Annotated in this window: 14 protein-coding genes and 2 tRNA genes; 5 read left to right on the forward strand and 11 right to left on the reverse strand. The window is 74.8% G+C overall.

Going from position 1 to position 17,719, the window contains the following annotated elements:
• Positions 1-90 precede the first annotated feature (90 nt).
• The 3 genes from ACFYZY_RS25760 to pgsA are packed head-to-tail and all read right to left on the reverse strand — an operon-like array spanning position 91 to position 2,860.
• Complete coding sequence (locus tag ACFYZY_RS25760) at positions 91-1,245, reverse strand: glycosyltransferase family 4 protein (protein ID WP_388698431.1); 1,155 nt, start codon at positions 1,243-1,245, stop codon at positions 91-93.
• Positions 1,242-2,201 (reverse strand): phosphatidylinositol mannoside acyltransferase, encoded by a 960-nt coding sequence (locus ACFYZY_RS25765; RefSeq protein ID WP_388698434.1) that lies wholly within the window; start codon positions 2,199-2,201, stop codon positions 1,242-1,244. Before ACFYZY_RS25765 ends, ACFYZY_RS25760 begins: the two co-directional genes overlap by 4 nt.
• The gene (gene pgsA, locus ACFYZY_RS25770) at positions 2,198-2,860 is read right to left on the reverse strand and encodes a phosphatidylinositol phosphate synthase (RefSeq protein WP_388698437.1); all 663 of its coding nucleotides are present in this window, start codon (positions 2,858-2,860) and stop codon (positions 2,198-2,200) included. The genes ACFYZY_RS25765 and pgsA overlap by 4 nt, the downstream gene beginning before the upstream one ends.
• Before the next feature lie 381 nt (positions 2,861-3,241).
• Between pgsA and ACFYZY_RS25775 the strand changes: the two genes are divergently transcribed.
• Positions 3,242-5,467, forward strand: a complete 2,226-nt coding sequence (locus tag ACFYZY_RS25775; RefSeq protein ID WP_388698440.1) for an elongation factor G-like protein EF-G2 — start codon at positions 3,242-3,244, stop codon at positions 5,465-5,467.
• A gap of 187 nt (positions 5,468-5,654) precedes the next feature.
• A complete protein-coding gene (locus tag ACFYZY_RS25780; RefSeq protein ID WP_388698443.1) occupies positions 5,655-7,313 on the forward strand; it encodes a hypothetical protein in 1,659 nt (552 codons plus the stop codon).
• 167 nt (positions 7,314-7,480) lie between these two features.
• Here the strand turns inward: ACFYZY_RS25780 and ACFYZY_RS25785 are convergent, their stop codons facing one another.
• A complete protein-coding gene (locus ACFYZY_RS25785; protein WP_388698446.1) occupies positions 7,481-8,044 on the reverse strand; it encodes an HIT family protein in 564 nt (187 codons plus the stop codon).
• A gap of 65 nt (positions 8,045-8,109) precedes the next feature.
• Between ACFYZY_RS25785 and ACFYZY_RS25790 the strand changes: the two genes are divergently transcribed.
• The gene (locus ACFYZY_RS25790; protein WP_388698449.1) at positions 8,110-8,838 is read left to right on the forward strand and encodes a potassium channel family protein; all 729 of its coding nucleotides are present in this window, start codon (positions 8,110-8,112) and stop codon (positions 8,836-8,838) included.
• A 75-nt stretch (positions 8,839-8,913) separates the two neighbouring features.
• Here the strand turns inward: ACFYZY_RS25790 and thrS are convergent, their stop codons facing one another.
• The 3 genes from thrS to ACFYZY_RS25805 all read right to left on the reverse strand — a co-directional run bounded on the left by thrS (position 8,914) and on the right by ACFYZY_RS25805 (position 12,949).
• The gene (gene thrS / locus ACFYZY_RS25795) at positions 8,914-10,890 is read right to left on the reverse strand and encodes a threonine--tRNA ligase (RefSeq protein WP_388698452.1); all 1,977 of its coding nucleotides are present in this window, start codon (positions 10,888-10,890) and stop codon (positions 8,914-8,916) included.
• 146 nt (positions 10,891-11,036) lie between these two features.
• Positions 11,037-12,383, reverse strand: a complete 1,347-nt coding sequence (locus ACFYZY_RS25800) for a hypothetical protein (protein WP_388698455.1) — start codon at positions 12,381-12,383, stop codon at positions 11,037-11,039.
• Positions 12,383-12,949 (reverse strand): DUF4365 domain-containing protein, encoded by a 567-nt coding sequence (locus ACFYZY_RS25805; RefSeq protein ID WP_388698458.1) that lies wholly within the window; start codon positions 12,947-12,949, stop codon positions 12,383-12,385. Before ACFYZY_RS25805 ends, ACFYZY_RS25800 begins: the two co-directional genes overlap by 1 nt.
• Positions 12,950-13,070: 121 nt before the next feature.
• Between ACFYZY_RS25805 and ACFYZY_RS25810 the strand changes: the two genes are divergently transcribed.
• On the forward strand, positions 13,071-13,799 hold the full coding sequence (locus tag ACFYZY_RS25810) for a 3'-5' exonuclease (RefSeq protein ID WP_388698461.1): 729 nt from the start codon (positions 13,071-13,073) through the stop codon (positions 13,797-13,799).
• A 61-nt stretch (positions 13,800-13,860) separates the two neighbouring features.
• Here ACFYZY_RS25810 and ACFYZY_RS25815 read toward each other — a convergent pair.
• Positions 13,861-13,932: transfer RNA gene (locus ACFYZY_RS25815), tRNA-Val, on the reverse strand.
• Positions 13,933-13,971: 39 nt separating this feature from the next.
• Complete coding sequence (locus ACFYZY_RS25820) at positions 13,972-14,427, reverse strand: SRPBCC family protein (RefSeq protein ID WP_388698463.1); 456 nt, start codon at positions 14,425-14,427, stop codon at positions 13,972-13,974.
• An 83-nt stretch (positions 14,428-14,510) separates the two neighbouring features.
• On the opposite strand from ACFYZY_RS25820, the gene ACFYZY_RS25825 reads away from it, so the two are divergent.
• A complete protein-coding gene (locus ACFYZY_RS25825) occupies positions 14,511-17,084 on the forward strand; it encodes an SCO7613 C-terminal domain-containing membrane protein (RefSeq protein WP_388698466.1) in 2,574 nt (857 codons plus the stop codon).
• 60 nt (positions 17,085-17,144) lie between these two features.
• On the opposite strand, the gene ACFYZY_RS25830 is transcribed toward ACFYZY_RS25825, so the two are convergent.
• Positions 17,145-17,219: transfer RNA gene (locus tag ACFYZY_RS25830), tRNA-Val, on the reverse strand.
• Between the two features lie 54 nt (positions 17,220-17,273).
• Positions 17,274-17,696, reverse strand: a complete 423-nt coding sequence (locus tag ACFYZY_RS25835) for a TIGR02611 family protein (RefSeq protein ID WP_388698469.1) — start codon at positions 17,694-17,696, stop codon at positions 17,274-17,276.
• Between the last annotated feature and the right edge of the window lie 23 nt (positions 17,697-17,719).

Here is a 17,719-nt window from a genome sequence, read left to right on the forward strand (position 1 = left end):
GCCCGCCGCGGACCCGTGGGTGTCGCGGGGGGGGGTCGTACGCCCCGGGGCCCGCCCGTCCCCGGTCCCGCCGGGCGCGGACCGCGGGCGCTACAGCCCCAGCCGCGCCCGCAGCCCGCCCGCCCGTTCGTCGGTGTCCACCGCCGCCGCGCCGGCCGTGACGGTCTCGTAGACCGAGAGGACGTCCGCGCCGACGGTGGACCAGTCGAAGCGGCGGACGTGGGCCGAACCCCGGGCGCTCAGTTCCGCGCGGCGCTCCCCGTCGCCCAGGAGGCGGATCGCCGCCTCGGCGAGGGCGTCCGCGTCCTCGTTGGCGAAGAGTTCGCCCGCGCCGCCCTGGTCGAGGACCTGCGCGAAGGCGTCCAGGTCGGCGGCGAGCACGGGCGCGCCGGCCGACAGCGCCTCGACCAGGATGATGCCGAAGCTCTCCCCGCCGGTGTTGGGCGCCACGTACACGTCGACGCTGCGCAGCAGCCGAGCCTTGTCCTCGTCGCTGACCATGCCCAGGAACTCCACCCGGGACCGCGTCTCGGGAGGCAGCGAGGCCACCGCCTCCTCCTCGTCCCCGCGCCCGGCGACCAGGAGCCGCGTCCCGGGCCGTTCGGCGAGGATGCGGGGCAGTGCCCTCATCAGGACGGGCAGGCCCTTGCGGGGTTCGTCGATGCGGCCGATGAAGCCGAGGGTGCCGCCCTGCCACTCCTTCCTCGGCTCGGCGCGGGCGAAGAAGTCCACGTCGACGCCGTTGGGGATGACGACGGCGTCGCCGCCCAGGTGCTCCACCAGCGTGCGCCGCGCGTACTCGCTCACGGCGATGCGGGCGCTGATCTTCTCCAAGGCGGGCTGGAGGATCGGATACGCGGCGATCATGGCGCGCGAGCGCGGGTTCGAGGTGTGGAAGGTGGCCACGATCGGCCCCTGCGCCGCCCAGCAGGTGAGCAGCCCCAGGGAGGGCGAGGTCGGTTCGTGGATGTGGACGACGTCGAACGCGTTGTCGTGCAGCCAGCGGCGCACCCGCGCGGCGGAGAGGAAGCCGAAGTTCAGCCGGGCCACCGAGCCGTTGTACGGCACCGGGACGGCCCGGCCCGCGGAGACCACGTAGGGCGGCAGCGGGGTCTCGTCGTCGGCGGGGGCGAGGACGGAGACCTCGTGGCCGAGACCGATGAGGTGCTCGGCGAGGTCGCGGATGTGGAACTGGACGCCGCCCGGCACGTCCCAGGAGTACGGGCAGACGATCCCGATCCTCACGCCGTCCCGCCCTCGCTCCGCTCCGGAGCCCGCCCGTCCGTGCCCCGCTCGTCCGCGCCGCGCTCCTCCAGGTCGGCGAGCCAGAGCCGTTGCAGCATGTGCCAGTCCTCCGGGTGCTCCGCGATGCCCTCGGCGAAGGCGTCGGCGAGGGCCTGGGTCATGAGCGCGGTCTTCTCGGCCCGCGTGCCCGTCCCGGGCACCTCCACGGGCGGGTGGATCCGCCCCCTCATGACCGCGGCGCCGTCGTACCAGAGCGTCGCCGGCAGCAGCAGCGCGCCCGTCTGCTGGGCGAGTATCGCCGGGCCCGCCGGCATCCGCGCGGTCTCCCCGAAGAACGTGACCTCGGTGCCGGAGGCCGACAGGTCCCGGTCCGCGACCAGGCAGACCAGGCCGCCGGCCCGCAGCCGCCGCGCGAGCCGGCCGAAGGCGGAGCCGCCGGTGTGCGGCACGACCTCCATGCCGAGGGACTCGCGGTAGGCGACGAACCGGTCGTACAGCGACTCCGGTTCGAGCCGCTCCGCGACCGTGGTGAACGGCACGCCCAGCGCGCGGGTCGCCCAGACGCCCGCCAGGTCCCAGTTGGCCAGGTGCGGCAGGGCGAGGACGACCCCGCGCCCGGAGGCGAGACCTTCTTCGAGGAGGTGGATGTCCTTGATGTCCACCGCCCGCCCGACCTGCTCCCTGCTCCAGGTCGGCAGCCGGAAGGACTCCATCCAGTACCGCATGTACGAGCGCATGCCGGCCTTCGACAGCTCGGCGAGCCGTTCGGGCGTGGCGTCCGGCACCACGCGCGCGAGGTTGGCCTCCAGGCGCAGGACGCGCGGGCCGCGCCGTTTCCACGCGAGGTCGGCGATCCCCCGGCCGAGGCCGGCGGCCACCGGTTCGGGCAGTTTCTTCACGGTCGCCCAGCCGAGGCCGTACAGGCCGTCGGTGAGCCGGTCCTTCAGCGCGCTCATGCCGTCCCCCCGCTTCCCCCGGCCGCGGCGGCGTCCGCCTCGGCCGATTCCCGCCGTACCGTCACAACGCGCTGCCCCAGGGTGACCGCGCTGCCGACGGCCACGGCCCACAGGGCGATCGGCAGCAGCACCTGGACGCCGGGGACGCCGAAGGCGTGCAGTCCGGCGAGTCCGGCGGCGACCAGCGAGACGACGAGCCGCTCGGCGCGCTCGACGAGGCCGTTGACCGCGACGGGCAGGCCGATCGATTCGCCCCGGGCCTTGGTGTACGAGACGACCTGGCCGCTCGCCAGGCAGAAGATCGACACGGCGCACATCACGTTGTCGTCGCCCTTGCCCGCGTACCAGAGCGCGAAGCCGCCGAAGATCGCGCCGTCCGCGACCCGGTCGAGCGTCGAGTCGAGGAAGGCCCCCCAGCGGCTGGAGATCCCGGCCTGCCGGGCCATGTTGCCGTCGACGAGGTCGGAGAAGACGAACAGGGTGATGACGATGGTGCCCCAGAAGAATTCCCCGCGCGGGAAGAAGACCAGCGCGCCGGCCATCACCCCCGCCGTGCCGATGAGCGTGACCGCGTCGGGGCTGACGCCCCTGCGGAGCAGAAACGCGGCGAACGGTGTGAGGACACGCGTGAAAAAGGCACGCGCGTACTTGTTCAGCATGGCCTTCCCGAGGTTCGGTGGGCCGCGCGGCCCCTACGACCACCGGCCCGCCCATCGTAGTCACGAGCGCCCCCGGTCATCGGCGGGTGCCCGCCCGTTCGCGTCGGCGTGCCTCGGGACCGGGGCCCGGCGGGCGGGCGCCTCCGCCACGGATGGACGCCTCCCGGGGAGGGTGCCAAGCTCGAAGGACCACCACGGAAGCCGGTGCCGGGCCCGGAGGGCCGCCACGGGCACCGGCGCCGGGCCGGAAGGGCCGCCGCACGCGCCACGAGGGCCGGTGCCGGGCCCCGGAGGGCCGCCGCGGGAGCCGTGCCGTACGGCGCGCCGCTCCCCGCGCCCACGTCCCGTTCGCGCCGCGCGAGCAGTCGGGAGGAACACGTCATGGGTGACAGGGCGAAGACGGCCGCCGGGGCCGCCGGCGGGGTTCCGGCGGCCGACCGGCCCTCGGCCGTGCGGAACGTGGTGCTGGTCGGCCACTCCGGATCGGGCAAGACGAGGCTCGTCGAGGCCCTCGCGCGGACCGCCGGGGCGGTCGGCCGGGCCGGGCGGGTCGAGGACGGCGGCACGGTCTCCGACCACGACGGGATCGAGCGGCGGCACCACCGCTCCGTGCAGCTCTCGCTCGTCCCGGTCGACTGGGACGGGTGCAGGATCAACCTCCTCGACACCCCCGGGTACGCGGACTTCGTCGGGGAGCTGAGGGCCGGTCTGCGCGCGGCGGACGCGGCCCTCTTCGTCGTCTCGGCCGCCCAGGAGGCCGACGCCGTCGCCGCCTCCACCCGTGCCGCCTGGGAGGAGTGCGCCGCCGTCGGCACGCCCCGCGCCATCGTCGTCACCCACCTCGACACCGCCCGGACCGGCTTCGCGGAGCTGACCGAGGTCTGCGCCGGGCTCTTCGGCCACGACGACCCGGACGCCGTCCTCCCCCTCTACCTGCCGGTGCGCGGCGCCGAGGGCGCCGACGGGCGCGCGCCCGTCACCGGTCTGGCCGGCCTGCTCTCGGAACGCGTCCTCGACTACTCCACCGGGGTGCGGCGGGAGGAGCCGCCCGACGGGAGGCGGGCGGAACTCGTCGCGGGCGCCCGCGCCCGGCTGATCGAGGGGATCATCGCCGAGAGCGAGGACGAGAGCCTCATGGACCGCTACCTCGGCGGCGGGCCGATCGACCCGGAGACCCTCGTCGGCGACCTGGAGAAGGCCGTCGCCCGGGGCGCCTTCCACCCGGTGCTCGCGGCCGCGCCCGCCGCCGACGGCGGTGCGCAGGGCCTGGGCACCGTCGAACTCCTGGAGCTGATCACCCGCGGCTTCCCCTCGCCCCTGGAGCACGAGCCGCGCGCCGTCACCGCCCCCGACGGGAGCGACCGGCCCCCGGTCGTCTGCGACCCCGGGGGTCCCCTGGTGGCCGAGGTCGTCAAGACCGCCTCCGACCCCTACGTGGGACGGATCTCCCTGGTCCGGGTCTTCTCCGGGACCCTGCGCCCCGAGGAGACCGTCCACGTCTGCGGACGCGGTCCCGCCGGCCGGCGGGAAGGGAGCCGGGGGGACCGGGACCTCCACGAGGCGGACGACCGGACCGGCGCCCTCACCTCCCCCTTCGGCGGACGGCAGCGTCCCGTGACGCACTGCGTCGCGGGGGACCTCGTCTGCGTCGCCCGGCTCGGGCACGCCGAGTCCGGTGACACCGTCTCCGACAGGGACGACCCGCTCCTGATGGAACCGTGGCCCCTGCCGGAGCCCCTGCTGCCGCTCGCCGTACGGGCCCGCGGCAGGGCCGACGAGGACCGGCTGTCGCAGGGCCTCGCCCGGCTGGTCGCCGAGGACCCGGCACTGCGGCTCGAACAGAACCCGGACACCGGGCAGACGGTGCTGTGGTGCCTGGGCGAGGCCCACCAGGAGGTCGCCCTCGAACGCCTCCGCGAGCACCACGGCGTCCGGGTCGACGCCGTGCCGTACGAGGTGGCGCTGCGCGAGACCTTCGGCGGCGCCTCCTCCGGCCGGGGCCGGCACGTCAAGCAGTCCGGCGGCCACGGCCAGTACGCCGTCTGCGAGATCGACGTGGAGCCGCTGCCGCCGGGCAGCGGCATCGAGTTCGTCGACGAGGTGGTCGGCGGGGCGGTGCCGCGCCCGTTCGTCGCCTCCGTCGAGAAGGGCGTACGGGCGCAGGCCGCGCGCGGGATCGTCACCGGCCACCCGCTCGTGGACGTCCGGGTCACCCTGCGCGACGGCAAGGCCCACTCGGTCGACTCCTCCGACGCCGCCTTCCAGACGGCCGGGGCCCTCGCCCTGCGCGAGGCGGCCGCCGGCGTCCCCGTCCGCCTCCTGGAGCCGGTGGACGAGGTCGAGGTCCTCGTCCCCGACGAGTACGTCGGCCCGGTCATGAGCGACCTGTCGGGCCGGCGCGGCCGGGTCGTCGGCACCGACCGGGCGGGCCCGGGACGGACCCTCGTGCGGGCCGAGGTCCCGGAGGCCGGGATCACGCGGTACGCGGTCGACCTGCGGTCCGTGTCCCACGGCACCGGACGCTTCGGCCGTACGTACGCCCGGCACGAGCCGATGCCGCCGCATCTGGCGGAGAAGATCCGGGAACGGGCCGGAAAGAGCTCCTGACTGACGGGCCGTCAGCCGCGGCTGACGGGCCGACAGTCATGACCGCCCACGCGGGGCGGGCGGCATTCGGCCGTCCCCCCGCACTCCGGTGACGCACGGGGCGGTACCCGGTTACGCTGGGGTGCCCAGCTCAGAAGGTGTGCCGGGCACCGCAGTTGGGAAACAGCCCGCACAGGGACTCGGCTCGATGGGGGCGGCAGTGGCGATGGACGGTTTCGGTCTCGGGGCGCAGATCCCCCTCCAGGGCTCGGACGCGCAGACGGCGGCGACCCACGCCCTCGCCTCCGCCGCGTACCGGGACGGCCCCGTCGACAAGATCCTGGAGGCCGACAACGACCTGTACAAGTCGAAGGTCACCCCGGGCAAGTGGCACAAGCTCTTCCGCCCCGACCTCGGCGAGGCGTTCTCCCACGCCGTCCAGGTGCGGATGCTGGGCGGGGCCCGCAAGGCGCTCGTCCAGTCCTTCGGCGTGGAGCCCCAGCCGGTGGTGGTCCACTGCCTCGCGGCCAACCGCATCCGCAAGCAGCGGGACGCGCGGCTGACCCTGATCACGCTCGTCTGCGGGCTCCTCTTCCTCCCCGGCCTGCTGCTCTGGCTCGCCGTCATCCAGCTCCGCCGGTTCGCCGCCGGCTCCGACAACAGGCGCACCAGCTTCCTGGGCACCGCGGTGCTCGTCGCCGCCGGGTTCCTCGCCCTGCTCGTGATGTTCAAGCTCCCCTTCGCCGGGGTCCTGCCGACCTATCTGCGCGCCATGCTGGTGGCCCCGGTCATCGGCTGGTTCCTCGCCCGCCGCGTCTGTGAGAAGACCGCCGTCGACCTGCGCGAACGCTGGAGCGCCCTGCTCGGCGGCGGTGGCATCGGCGCCAAGATCCCCGAGGCGGCGCCCCGCGACCCGGGCGAGAAGGCCGCCGAGGAACTCCGCCAGAACCTGGAGAAGCTCTCCGCCGAGCAGCAGTCCAACATCGTGTTCTACGCCGGCCCCAAGGGCATCCTCGGCCTGGGCACCCGCTGGGGCAGCTGGACGCTCGCCGAGGAGCTCGTCCCCAAGCACGGCAAGGAGATGCACGACTTCCGCGCCTGGGACGTCGTCCGCAAGATCCACGAGCAGCTCACCCTCCTGGAGCGCGGATCGCTCAAGAGCGGCTTCCCCAAGCCGACGGTGAAACACTGGATCGTCGTCCCGGTCGGCGAGGGGGCCGACGAGGTCAGCCGCCCCGAGGGCGACAGCATCGTCCACTACCAGGTGAAGCCCCACGAGATACAGCGCATCTGCAACGAACAGCAGTTCGGCGCGGGCAACCGCCACTACCTGGGCGTGCAGTTCACCCTCTGGGACGGCAACCTCGTCCTGACCATGATGGTCACCGTGACCTCGCTCCACCACACGCTCCGCGTCGAGGTCACCGGCCACGCCCTCGGCCCCGTCCACGGCCTCTTCACCCAGAAGCCGGCGGCGAAGACCAAGGTGGTCTCCAAGTCCGTCCGCTTCTGGGAGACCCGCGAGGTCAAGCTGCCGCTGACCACCACCGACGACGTCGTGCGGACGGCCGTGCGCGCCCCGCTCACCTGGTTCCCGCCGGTCCTGGAGTTCCTCGGCGGCAAGCTCGTCCTGCCGGAGCCCTTCGGCCTGCGTCACGTCTGGGCCGGTCCGCTCTGGAGGAACCGCTTCATGGCCGACGACGCCATCCGCATGGCGACGCCGGTCCTGCGCGCGGTCCACAACGCCACCATCAAGGTCCTCGACGAGCACAACGTCGACACGGACCGCTTCACCAACCGCTCGCTCGCCCTCAGCGGCGGCGTCCAGGAGGCGAGTCCCAAGAAGGCCGACGTCTACGACGCCTGACGTGGCCGTGGGGGGGGGGGGGGGGGGGGCCCCCCCCCCCCCCCCCCCCCCCCCCCCCCCCGCCCCCCCCCCCCCCCCCCCGCCCCCCCCCCCCCCCCCCCCCCCGCCGCGCCCGCGCGGCCGCGCCCGCCCGCCCCCCCCCCCCCCCCCCCCCCCCCCCCCACGGCTCAGACGCCGGACGGCCAGGCGTCGGCCAGCATCCTCCGGGTGTCCGCGAGGAGCTGGGGCAGCACCTTCGTGTGGCCGACGACCGGCATGAAGTTGGTGTCCCCGCCCCAGCGGGGCACCACGTGCTGGTGCAGGTGCGCGGCGATCCCGGCACCCGCGACGGCGCCCTGGTTCATGCCGATGTTGAAGCCGTGCGCGCCGGAGGCCGCCCGCAGCGTCACCATCGCGCGCTTCGTGAAGGCGGCCAGCTCCAGCGTCTCCGCCGCGTCCAGATCCGTGTAGTCGGCGACGTGCCGGTAGGGAACGACCATGAGGTGGCCGCCGTTGTACGGGTACAGGTTGAGCACCGCGTACACGCTCTCGCCGCGCGCGATCACCAGCCCGTCCTCGTCCGACTTCGACGGAATCGAGCAGAAGGGACAGCCGTCCTCGGCACCCGGCCCGGTCGGCTTGTTCTCGCCCTGGATGTACGCCATCCGGTGAGGCGTCCACAGGCGCTGGAACGCGTCCTGCGTCCCCACTCCGATCTGCTGCTCCGGCTCAGTCGTCATGCTGTGCAGCATATTGCGTCGTCCGTTCGGAACGTGTCGCCGGGGCGACGGATCCGTACGGCGGCCATGCTGGTCCGATGAGCGACAGGCCAGCGGGCGACAGGCCGCCGACACCGTCCCGGCAGGAGCGCTGGGACCGCCGCATGGAGGTCCCCCTCGCCGTGGCCTCCCTCGTCTACCTCACCGGCTACGCCGTCCACGTCCTCGCCCGCCGGCTCCCCCCGGTCTGGCACGGCGTCTGCCTCACGGTCATTCTCACCACCTGGGCCTTCTTCGTCGTGGACTACCTGGTGCGGCTCCGGCTGAGCGGCCTCTCCCCGTTCCGCTTCCTGCGCACCCACCCCCTCGACACCCTGGTCGTGCTCCTCCCCCTGCTGCGTCCGGTGCGGACGGTGAAGGTGTACGAGCGGATCCGGCGCCGCCGGGGCGAGCCGAGGCTCGGTCTCTACGGACGCGTGATGGTCTACTCGGGCCTCAGCGTGGCCCTGCTGGGCTTCGCGGGGGCGCTCACGGTCTACCACCACGAGGTGGACGCCCCCGGCGCCACGATCCTCACCTTCGGCGACTCGGTGTGGTGGGCCTGCTCGACGCTGGCGACGGTGGGGTACGGGGACGTCTCCCCGGTGACCCCGGCCGGCCGGGTGACGGCGGTGGGCCTGATGGCCTGCAGCCTGGCGCTGCTGGGGGCGGTGACGGGTTCGTTCTCGTCCTGGCTGGTGCAGGCGTTCACGCGGGAGGACGAGAAGCGGACGGACGAGAAGCGGACGGACGCGGGAAGGCCCCCGGGGGATCCCCCGGGGGCCTGACCCCCGCGCGGGCGGGGAGCACGACGCCTCGTGCTCGTGCGCCTTTCGAACGGCCCCGCTCACGCGGGGCCCCCGTCACACCTGGGCGCGGCTCTCCACCACGTCGACGAGCTTCGCCAGCGCCTGCTCGCGCGGGATGCCGTTCTCCTGCGACCCGTCGCGGTAGCGGAAGGAGACGGTTCCGGCCGCCATGTCGTCGTCACCGACGATGATCATGAACGGAACCTTCTGCTTCTGCCAGGTCCTGATCTTCTTCTGCATCCGGTCGGAGGACGCGTCCACGTCGACCCGCAGCCCCAGCTTCTTCGCCTCGGCCGCGAAGTCCTGGAGGTACTCGACGTGCGCGTCGCCGATCGGGATGCCGGCCGCCTGCACGGGCGCCAGCCACGGCGGCATCGCGCCCGCGTAGTGCTCCAGGAGCACCGCGAAGAACCGCTCGATCGAGCCGAACAGCGCGCGGTGGATCATGACCGGGCGCTGCTTGGTGCCGTCCGGCGCGGTGTACTCCAGGTCGAAGCGCTCCGGCAGGTTGAAGTCGAGCTGCACGGTCGACATCTGCCAGGTGCGGCCGATGGCGTCCCGCGCCTGCACGGAGATCTTCGGTCCGTAGAACGCGGCGCCGCCCGGGTCGGGGGTCAGCGGGAGGCCCTGCTTCTCGGCGACCTGCTGGAGGACCGCGGTGGCCTCCTCCCACGCCTCGTCGGAGCCGACGAACTTCTCCGGGTCCTTGGTGGACAGCTCCAGGTAGAAGTCGGTCAGGCCGTAGTCGCGGAGCAGGTTCAGGACGAAGGTGAGGGTGCGGTCCAGCTCGTCCGCCATCTGCTCGCGGGTGCAGTAGATGTGCGCGTCGTCCTGGGTGAAGCCGCGGGCCCGGGTCAGGCCGTGGACGACGCCGGACTTCTCGTACCGGTACACGGTGCCGAACTCGAACAGGCGCAGCGGCAGCTCGCGGTAGGAGCGGCCGCGCGCGTCGAAGATCAGGTTGTGCATCGGGCAGTTCATGGGCTTGAGGTAGTAGTCCACGCCCTCGTCGAGCTGCATGGGGGGGTACATGCCCTCGGCGTACCAGTCCAGGTGGCCGGACTTCTCGAACAGCTTGCCCTTGGTGGCGTGCGGCGTGTAGACGAACTCGTAGCCCTCCTCCTCGTGCCGCCTGCGCGAGTAGTCCTCCATGGCCCGGCGGATGATGCCGCCCTTGGGGTGGAAGACGGCGAGGCCGGAGCCGATCTCGTCCGGGACGGAGAAGAGGTCCAGCTCGTTGCCCAGCTTGCGGTGGTCGCGCTTCTCGGCCTCGGCGAGGAAGTCGAGGTGCGCCTTCAGCTCGTCCTTCGACGGCCAGGCGGTGCCGTAGATGCGCTGGAGCATCGGGTTCTTCTCGCTGCCGCGCCAGTAGGCGGCCGCGTTCCGCATCAGCTTGAACGCCGGGATGTTCCGGGTGGTCGGCAGGTGGGGACCGCGGCAGAGGTCCTTCCAGCACAGCTCGCCGGTCTTGGCGTCGAGGTTGTCGTAGATGGTCAGCTCGCCGCCGCCCACCTCGACGTTCGCGCCGTCGTCGGCCGAGGCGGCGCCCTTGATGCCGATGAGCTCCAGCTTGTACGGCTCGTCGGCCAGCTCCTCGCGGGCCGCCTCGTCGGAGACCACGCGGCGGGCGAACCGCTGCCCGCGCTTCTGGATCTCCTGCATCTTCTTCTCGATGACCTTGAGGTCCTCGGGGGTGAAGGGCCGGTCGACGTCGAAGTCGTAGTAGAAGCCGTCCCGGACCGGCGGGCCGATGCCCAGCTTGGCCTCGGGGAAGAGCTCCTGCACGGCCTGGGCCATGACGTGGGCGGTCGAGTGGCGCAGGATGTCGAGACCGTCCGGGGAGGAGATCCCGACACCCTCGACGACGTCGCCGTCGGCGAGCTCGTACGACAGGTCCTTCAGCTCACCGCCGACGCGGGCGGCGACGATCGTACGGTCGTCGGCGAACAGGGCGCCGGCGGTGGTGCCCGCGCTCACCGTCCTCTCCTCCGGTTCGGAAGCGGACTGGACGGTCACACGGACATCGGACACGGGTACTCCATACATCGGGGCGCGGACAGACACGAGGTGCCGGCGCCGGTGGCGCGCGACAGAGACGAGGTGCCGCGCACCGCCGATCTTACGGGCTCCGCCCCGCACCCGTCCCCGGAATTCCGGCCGGCCGGTCGCTCCGCCCCTCAGTCCTCCGGTCCGCACGCCTCCCCGAAGAAGTCCAGGTTCTCGTGGAGCGCCTTCATCAGGCGGTCCCGCTCGGTCTCGTCGACCTGGACGGGGACGACGCCGGACGCGCCGGTGAGGCGGCGGAAGCCGCCCCGGCTCTCCAGACGGCCGGAGACGCGGATGGGGAGCCCGACGAGGTGGGCGTGGCCGGCGGTGCGGTACGCCTCCTCGTCGAGGACGACGCGGACGTGCGGGACCTCAGCGCCGCCGAGGACGCGCAGCCGGACGGTGCCCTCGCCCCGGGGGCCGGAGCGGCGCATGCGGACGACGGCGCCGGTGAGGCGGACCGGTACGGAGGGCTCGCCGGCCAGGTAACGGGCGCTCGCCTCGCGCAGGGCCGGCAGGTCGCCGGGGGAGAACTCGACGGGTTCGGGGCGGGCGGCGCACCCCTCGGGCGGCCCGGCGGCCGGGGCCCACTCCAGGGCGACGCGGGCGCCCTCCGTGCCCCGGACGAGAGCGATCAGGGCCTCGGTGAGTTCGTGGCTGACGCCCGCCCCGACGGCGGCGTCGAACGCCTCCGCACCGCCGGTGGCCCGCCGGTAGTCGGTGGCCTCGCGGGCCGCGTGGAGCGCGTGGTGGAGCCGGACGGCGAGCGGGCGGCCGGGGTCGACGGGCAGGAAGGCGGTGAGGCCGTGCCCGCCGGGGGCCGCTCCGACGAGGACGGTCTCCAGGGAACTCCGGGCCTGGCGCCGGTGCCGGGCCCCGTGGTAGCCGGCCCGGTCGCACACGGCGAGGGCCCCGGCGAGAAGGAGCCGGCGGGCGGCCGAGCCGAGCTGGTCCCGCACGGTCCAGGGGACGGTTCCGGCCGGGCCCGGGGGCACGTCCCGCCACCAGCGGACCTCGTCGCTGGGAACGGCGACGCCGGTGAGGATCTCGCGGGCGGAGGGGGCGGTGCCGCGGGCGAGGGCGGTGAGGGCCTCGCCGAGCAGGTCCTCGCAGTCCGGGAAGGCGCGGCTCTCGGGGACGAGGAGGCTGGTGGCGGCGCCCCCGGGCGGGGTCCAGCGGCCGTAGCGGCCGGGCACCCCGCCGCGCCGCCGCCAGCCGTGGCGGGCGAGCAGGGCGCCGAGGACGCGCGGATCGACGCGGCCGGGGTCGGGCGCGCCCCGGGCGCCGTCCCAGGGACCGGCGGGCGGGGCGGGGAGCCCGGGGCGGGGTCCGGGCACCGCGCGGGGGCGGGGCGGGAGGGCCGGGCCGTACCCGCCTCCGCCCTCCCCTCCCCCGGAGCCGCCGGGGCCGGGGTCGTCGGGGCCGGGGTCGTCGGGGCCGGGGTCGTCGGGGCCGGGGTCGTCGGTCGGCCGGTGCATCAGGGTCTCCCTCCCACGCCGACCCGGGTCATGATCTCGCAGAGCGCCCGGTCGTCGAAGATCCGTGCCGTCGGCACGCGCACGGTGGTCCGGCGCCGCCCCGTGACCGGGTGTCCGGCCAGGTTGATCCAGTAGCAGCAGTGCCGCAGGTCGAGCCGGTCGTGGCTCGCCCTCAGCCAGTCCTCCCGTGACCTCGGGACGAGCATCACGACCAGGATCTTGTGCACCGACACGGGGGTCCGGGCGAGCTTCACCAGGTGGTCGTTGTCCAGGGTGAAGGAGAAGGCGCTCCCGGAGGGGCGCGGCGGTATCTGGTAGGTGCACTTGAGCTGCACCTTGATGGTCACCTCGTCGTCGACGGTGTGCCCGGGGGCGCTGTGGCTCACGTGCCAGTCGATGCCGTTGTCCGGAAAGGGCTGGGACAGCGAGCAGCCGGCCGCGGCGGCGACGGCGTGCAGGTATCCCACCTGGAGGGTCTCCATGCAGGCGGTGGTGGCGAGTGAGCCGCGGGCCGGTGCCGCCCGCCCGGGCGGGGGCCCACCCGCCCCGGGCTGGGCGAGCGCCATGTCGTCTTCCTTCCCCGTCCCTTCTGTTGTGACCGGTCCGCGTACGGCGCAAACAGTCCGGGTATCACCGTTTCGGGGCAGGGGGTTGGCCATCTGCCGCACGGGCGCAGGGAGTTCGGGGATGACGTTGCACTGGTACGAAGGGCCCCTGGCCGCTTTCGACACGGAGACCACGGGAGTCGACGTCGAGGGCGACCGGATCGTCTCGGCCGCTCTCGTCGTACAGGACGCGGCGGGGGCGCGTCCGCGCGTGACGCGCTGGCTGGTGAACCCGGGCATGCCGGTGCCCGCGGAGGCCACCGCCGTGCACGGCCTGACGGACGATCACCTCCGGCGGAACGGCCGGTGGCCCGCTCCCGTGATGGAGGAGGTGGCGCGGGCACTGACCGAACAGACCGCGACGGGGCGTCCGCTGGTGGTGATGAACGCGCCGTTCGACCTGACGCTCCTCGACCGGGAGCTGCGGCGGCACCGGGCGTCCACCCTCGGCGACTACCTGGCGGGGGCGCCGCTGTGCGTGCTCGACCCGCGGGTCCTGGACAAGCACCTGGACCGCTACCGGAAGGGCCGCAGGACGCTCACCGACCTGTGCGCCCACTACGGGGTGGAGCTGACGGGGGCGCACGACGCGGCGGCGGACGCGACGGCCGCGATGGAAGTCGTACGGGCGGTGGCGCGGCGCTTCTCGTCCCGTCTGGAGCGGCTGACCCCGGCGGAGCTGCACACGCTCCAGGCGGTGTGGCACGCGGCGCAGGCGCGGGGGCTCCAGGCGTGGTTCGCACGGCAGGGGACGCCGGAGGCGGTGGACCCCTCGTGGCCGTTGCGCCCGGAACTGCGGACCGCGGCGTGATCCGCGCGGCCGCGCGCATGACAGAGGCCGGCCCGTCTTTCGACGGGCCGGCCTCTCCCGGTGGGCGATACTGGGATCGAACCAGTGACCCCTTCGGTGTGAACGAAGTGCTCTCCCGCTGAGCTAATCGCCCGGGAACGGGTTGAACCATACAGGCACTTCCGTCCTTCCTTCAAACCGATCGCAGGTGGGCGGCGAGCCCCCGTCTCCCGCCGCGCATCATCACGGCGTGGTTGGCGCGGAAGACGGGTCTGCCGGGGACGGCGAGCGCCCTCAGGAGCCGGGCGCGGACCTCGACCTCCTGCTCGTACAGGGCGCGGGTGCCGGTCCCCTCCGGGGTGAGGGTCCAGCGGGCCCAGCCCTCCAGGTCCCCGCCGAGGCCGATCTCCAGGACCCGGTCCGCGCGGTCGCGGCGCAGGGCGCGGACGGTGACGACGAGGTCGTACGGGAGGAAGGACCGGAAGCGGGCGGTGCCGGTGGTCTCGGGGGCGTCCTCGGCGGGCACCACCTCGCGGACCTGCGGCCACCAGCGGGGGTACTCCTCGGCCCGTTCGAGGACGGCGTAGACGGTTTCGGGCGGGGCGGCGAGCCGCCAGACGCAGCGGAATCGGTAGCGGGACCAGTCCATGACCCCAGTCTGGGTGTACTCAGACGGGGATCTGAGTACGGACGCCCCTTTCCGGCCGCCGGACCCGGGACGACACTCCGGACATGGACAACACCCTGCCTCCCGCGGACGAACTGGTGCTCGTCGACCGCGAACTGGCCCGACTCGAAGCGCGCCGGACCCAGTTGCTGACCCGGCGGGCCTGGCTGATCCAGATCCTGTACCAGCCGGTCCGGGCGGCGTCGCCGTACCCGGTGCCGCCGATGCCGCAGGCGGCGCCGGCGGCGGACTCGACGCCGCGGAGCGCGCAGAACGTGCTGCTGACGCTGGGGGGCACGCTGCTGACGATCGCGGCGGTCGCGTTCACCCTGGTGAGCTGGGGGGCGATGGGGATCGGCGGTCGCGCGGCGGTCCTGGCCGTGGTGACCGGCGCGGCGCTCGCGGCGCCGGTGGCGCTGCTGCGCAGGGGCCTGGTGTCGACGGCCGGGGCGGTGGCGGCGCTGGGCCTGGCCCTGACCGTGCTCGACGCGTACGCGCTGCACCGGGCGGCGCTGTCCGGGACGGACGGCACCGCGTACGCGGCGGCGGCCTCGGCGGTCCTCGCGGGGACGTGGGCGGCGTACGGCTCGGCACTCCCCCGGCTGCGCGTCCCGCTGCCGGCGGCCGCGGCCGCCGCACAGCTGCCGCTGCCGCTGGGCGTGCTCGCGGCCGGCGGGGGACCGACGGCCTTCGCCTGGGCGGCGCTCGTCACGGCGGTGGCGGACGGGGCGGTGGTCCTGCGGGCGCGTCCGCTGCCGGTCCGGATCACGGCGGGCGCGGGCGGGGCGGCACTGGGCGGCTGGGCGTTCCTGACGGGTGGCTGGCTCTCCCTCTCCTCGCCGTGGAGCGGCGCGCCGCTGCTCCTGGCGGGCGCGGCGGCGTGCCTGTACGCGGCGTGGCGGGCGCCCTCGTGGGCGGTGGCGGCCTCGGTCGTCGCCGGTCTGGCGGTGGTGGCGGCCCCCGGCGGCCTGCTGCGGTCCGCGCTCCCGGCCGACTGGACGGTCCCGGGGTACGTGCTGTGCGCCCTCGTCCTGGCGTCGGTGTGGCGGACGGGCGCGGGCGCCCGGCTGCCGCGCGGGGTCCGGACGGGTCTGGCGGCCGCGGGGGCGTCGGCGGCGGGCCTCGGGCTCCTGTGGGCGCTGCCGCCGGTCGTGACGGGGGCGCTGGGGCCGTCGGTGCGGACGACGGGCGTCTGGTCGGGCGAACACGCCGAGCCCCTCCTCGCCCCGTACCCGGCGACGGCCCTCCTGGTCCTGGCGGTGGCCGCCGCCGCGCTCGCGGCCGTCCCCCGCCTCCCGGCGCGGTGCGGGGCCCTCGTCCTGGCCTGGTCGCTCCTCACGGCCCTGCCGGTCTCCCTGGACCTGCCGTACGCGGCGGCGCTCGCCCTCCGGCTGCTGACGGCGGCGGCGGCCCTGTGGGTCGCGGTCCGGCCCGGGACGACGGCCCGCGGCCTGTCCCGGCCCCGGACGCCCGGAGCGCCCGGAGCGCCCGGGAGCACGGACGCTCCGGCGGCGGGGGCCCCGGAGGCCGCCGTGCCGCCGGCCGCCGGTCCCGCCGCGCCGCCGCCGGTCCCGCCCTCGTCCCCGCATCCGTCCTGGCCCCCGGCGTCTGGGCCGGCGGCCGGTCCCGGCGCCTCCCGGCCCGGCCGGACGCTCCCGCGGGTCGGCACGACGGAGCCGGGCGACGTCCTCGGGCGGCTCGCGTACGCGGGCGGGCTGGTGTCCGCCGCGGGGGCGCTCGCGCTCGCCCTGGACGTGCGGGGTGCCACGTTCGCCGCGCTCACGGCGGTGCTCGCGCTCCTCACCGCGGTCGCCGTCCTCGGTACGGGCACGCGCCGGGCGGTCTCGGCCTGCGGGGCGGTGCTCGCGGCGGCGGGGCTGGTGTGCGCGGTGGCGGCGGCCCGCGGGTTCGAGGACCACTGGACCGCGCTCGCCCTGCTCCTCGTCCCGGCGGCGACCGCCGCCGTCGGCGCCCGGGCGCGGCCGGTGGCCCTGCCGGTCGAGATCACCGGCGCGGCGGTGGGCCTGGCGGCCCTGGGTCCGGCCGGGTCCCGCCCCGCGTTCCTGGCGCTCGTCCTGGCGCTCGGCGGGGTGATCGCGGCGGCGACGGCGCTCCGGCCCGAGCGGCGCCGCTTCGCCTCCTGGGCGGCGGCGGGACTGTTCCTGACGGCCACCTGGGTGCGGCTGGGGGCCTGGGACGTGACGGCCCCGGAGGCGCACACGCTCCCGGTGACGGTTCCGGCCCTCGTCGTCGGGTTCCTGCGGCGGCGGCGCGCCCCGGAGGTGTCCTCCTGGACGGCGTACGGTCCCGGTCTCGCGGTGACGCTGCTGCCGAGCCTCGGCGCCGCGTGGACGGACCCGGGGTGGACGCGCCCGCTGGTCCTGGGGATCGCGGCGCTCGCGGTGACGCTGGCCGGCGCGCGGTTCCGGCTCCAGGCGCTCCTGGTGCTGGGCGGCGCGGCGCTCGCCCTGGACGGGCTGCACGAGCTGGCCCCGTACGTGGTGCAGGTGGTCGGCGCGCTGCCGCGCTGGCTGCCGCCCGCCCTCGCCGGACTGCTGCTGCTCGCGGTGGGCGCCACGTACGAGCAGCGGCTGCGGGACGCCCGGAGGCTGCGGGAACGGCTGGCGCGGATGCGGTGAGGGGACCGGGGAACGCCGAAGGCCCGGAGACGGTGATCGTCTCCGGGCCTTCGGTCCGGGTGGTGGGCGATACTGGGTTCGAACCAGTGACCTCTTCGGTGTGAACGAAGCGCTCTCCCACTGAGCTAATCGCCCGGGCGCACCGCATACGTTACCCCATGTCAGCGGGGCTCCCGAACCGCCGGAGGGTCACTCGTCGATCTTCCACGGCATGACGAGGCCGAACTTCCAGAGGTAGACGCCGAGCAGGACGGCGACGATCACCAGGCCGACGGTGGTGAGGACGATGTTCCTGCGGCGGACCTTGGGATCGAGGGCCCGCTGGGCGGCCTCGGTGACCTTGCGCTTGGTCCAGCGGAGCACGAGCTGCGCCCAGACGAACTCGGTCGCCCAGATCGCCATGCCGCCGAAGATGACCAGCCAGCCGGGGCCGGGGAGCGGCAGCATGACCACGCCGGCGCCGACCACGGCGAGCCCCACGATGAAGACGCCGACCTGCCAGCTCAGGTGCAGGGTCCGGCGGGCCTTGATGAACTCCGGCGCGCGGGAACCCAGTTCGGCCCCCTGGCCGGCCGCCGACTCCTCGGCGCGCTCGTCACTCTCCGCATGCATGGGCCCAACCTACCGGACCCGGG

This window comes from Streptomyces sp. NPDC001744, assembly GCF_042892575.1.
Classification (GTDB): domain Bacteria; phylum Actinomycetota; class Actinomycetes; order Streptomycetales; family Streptomycetaceae; genus Streptomyces.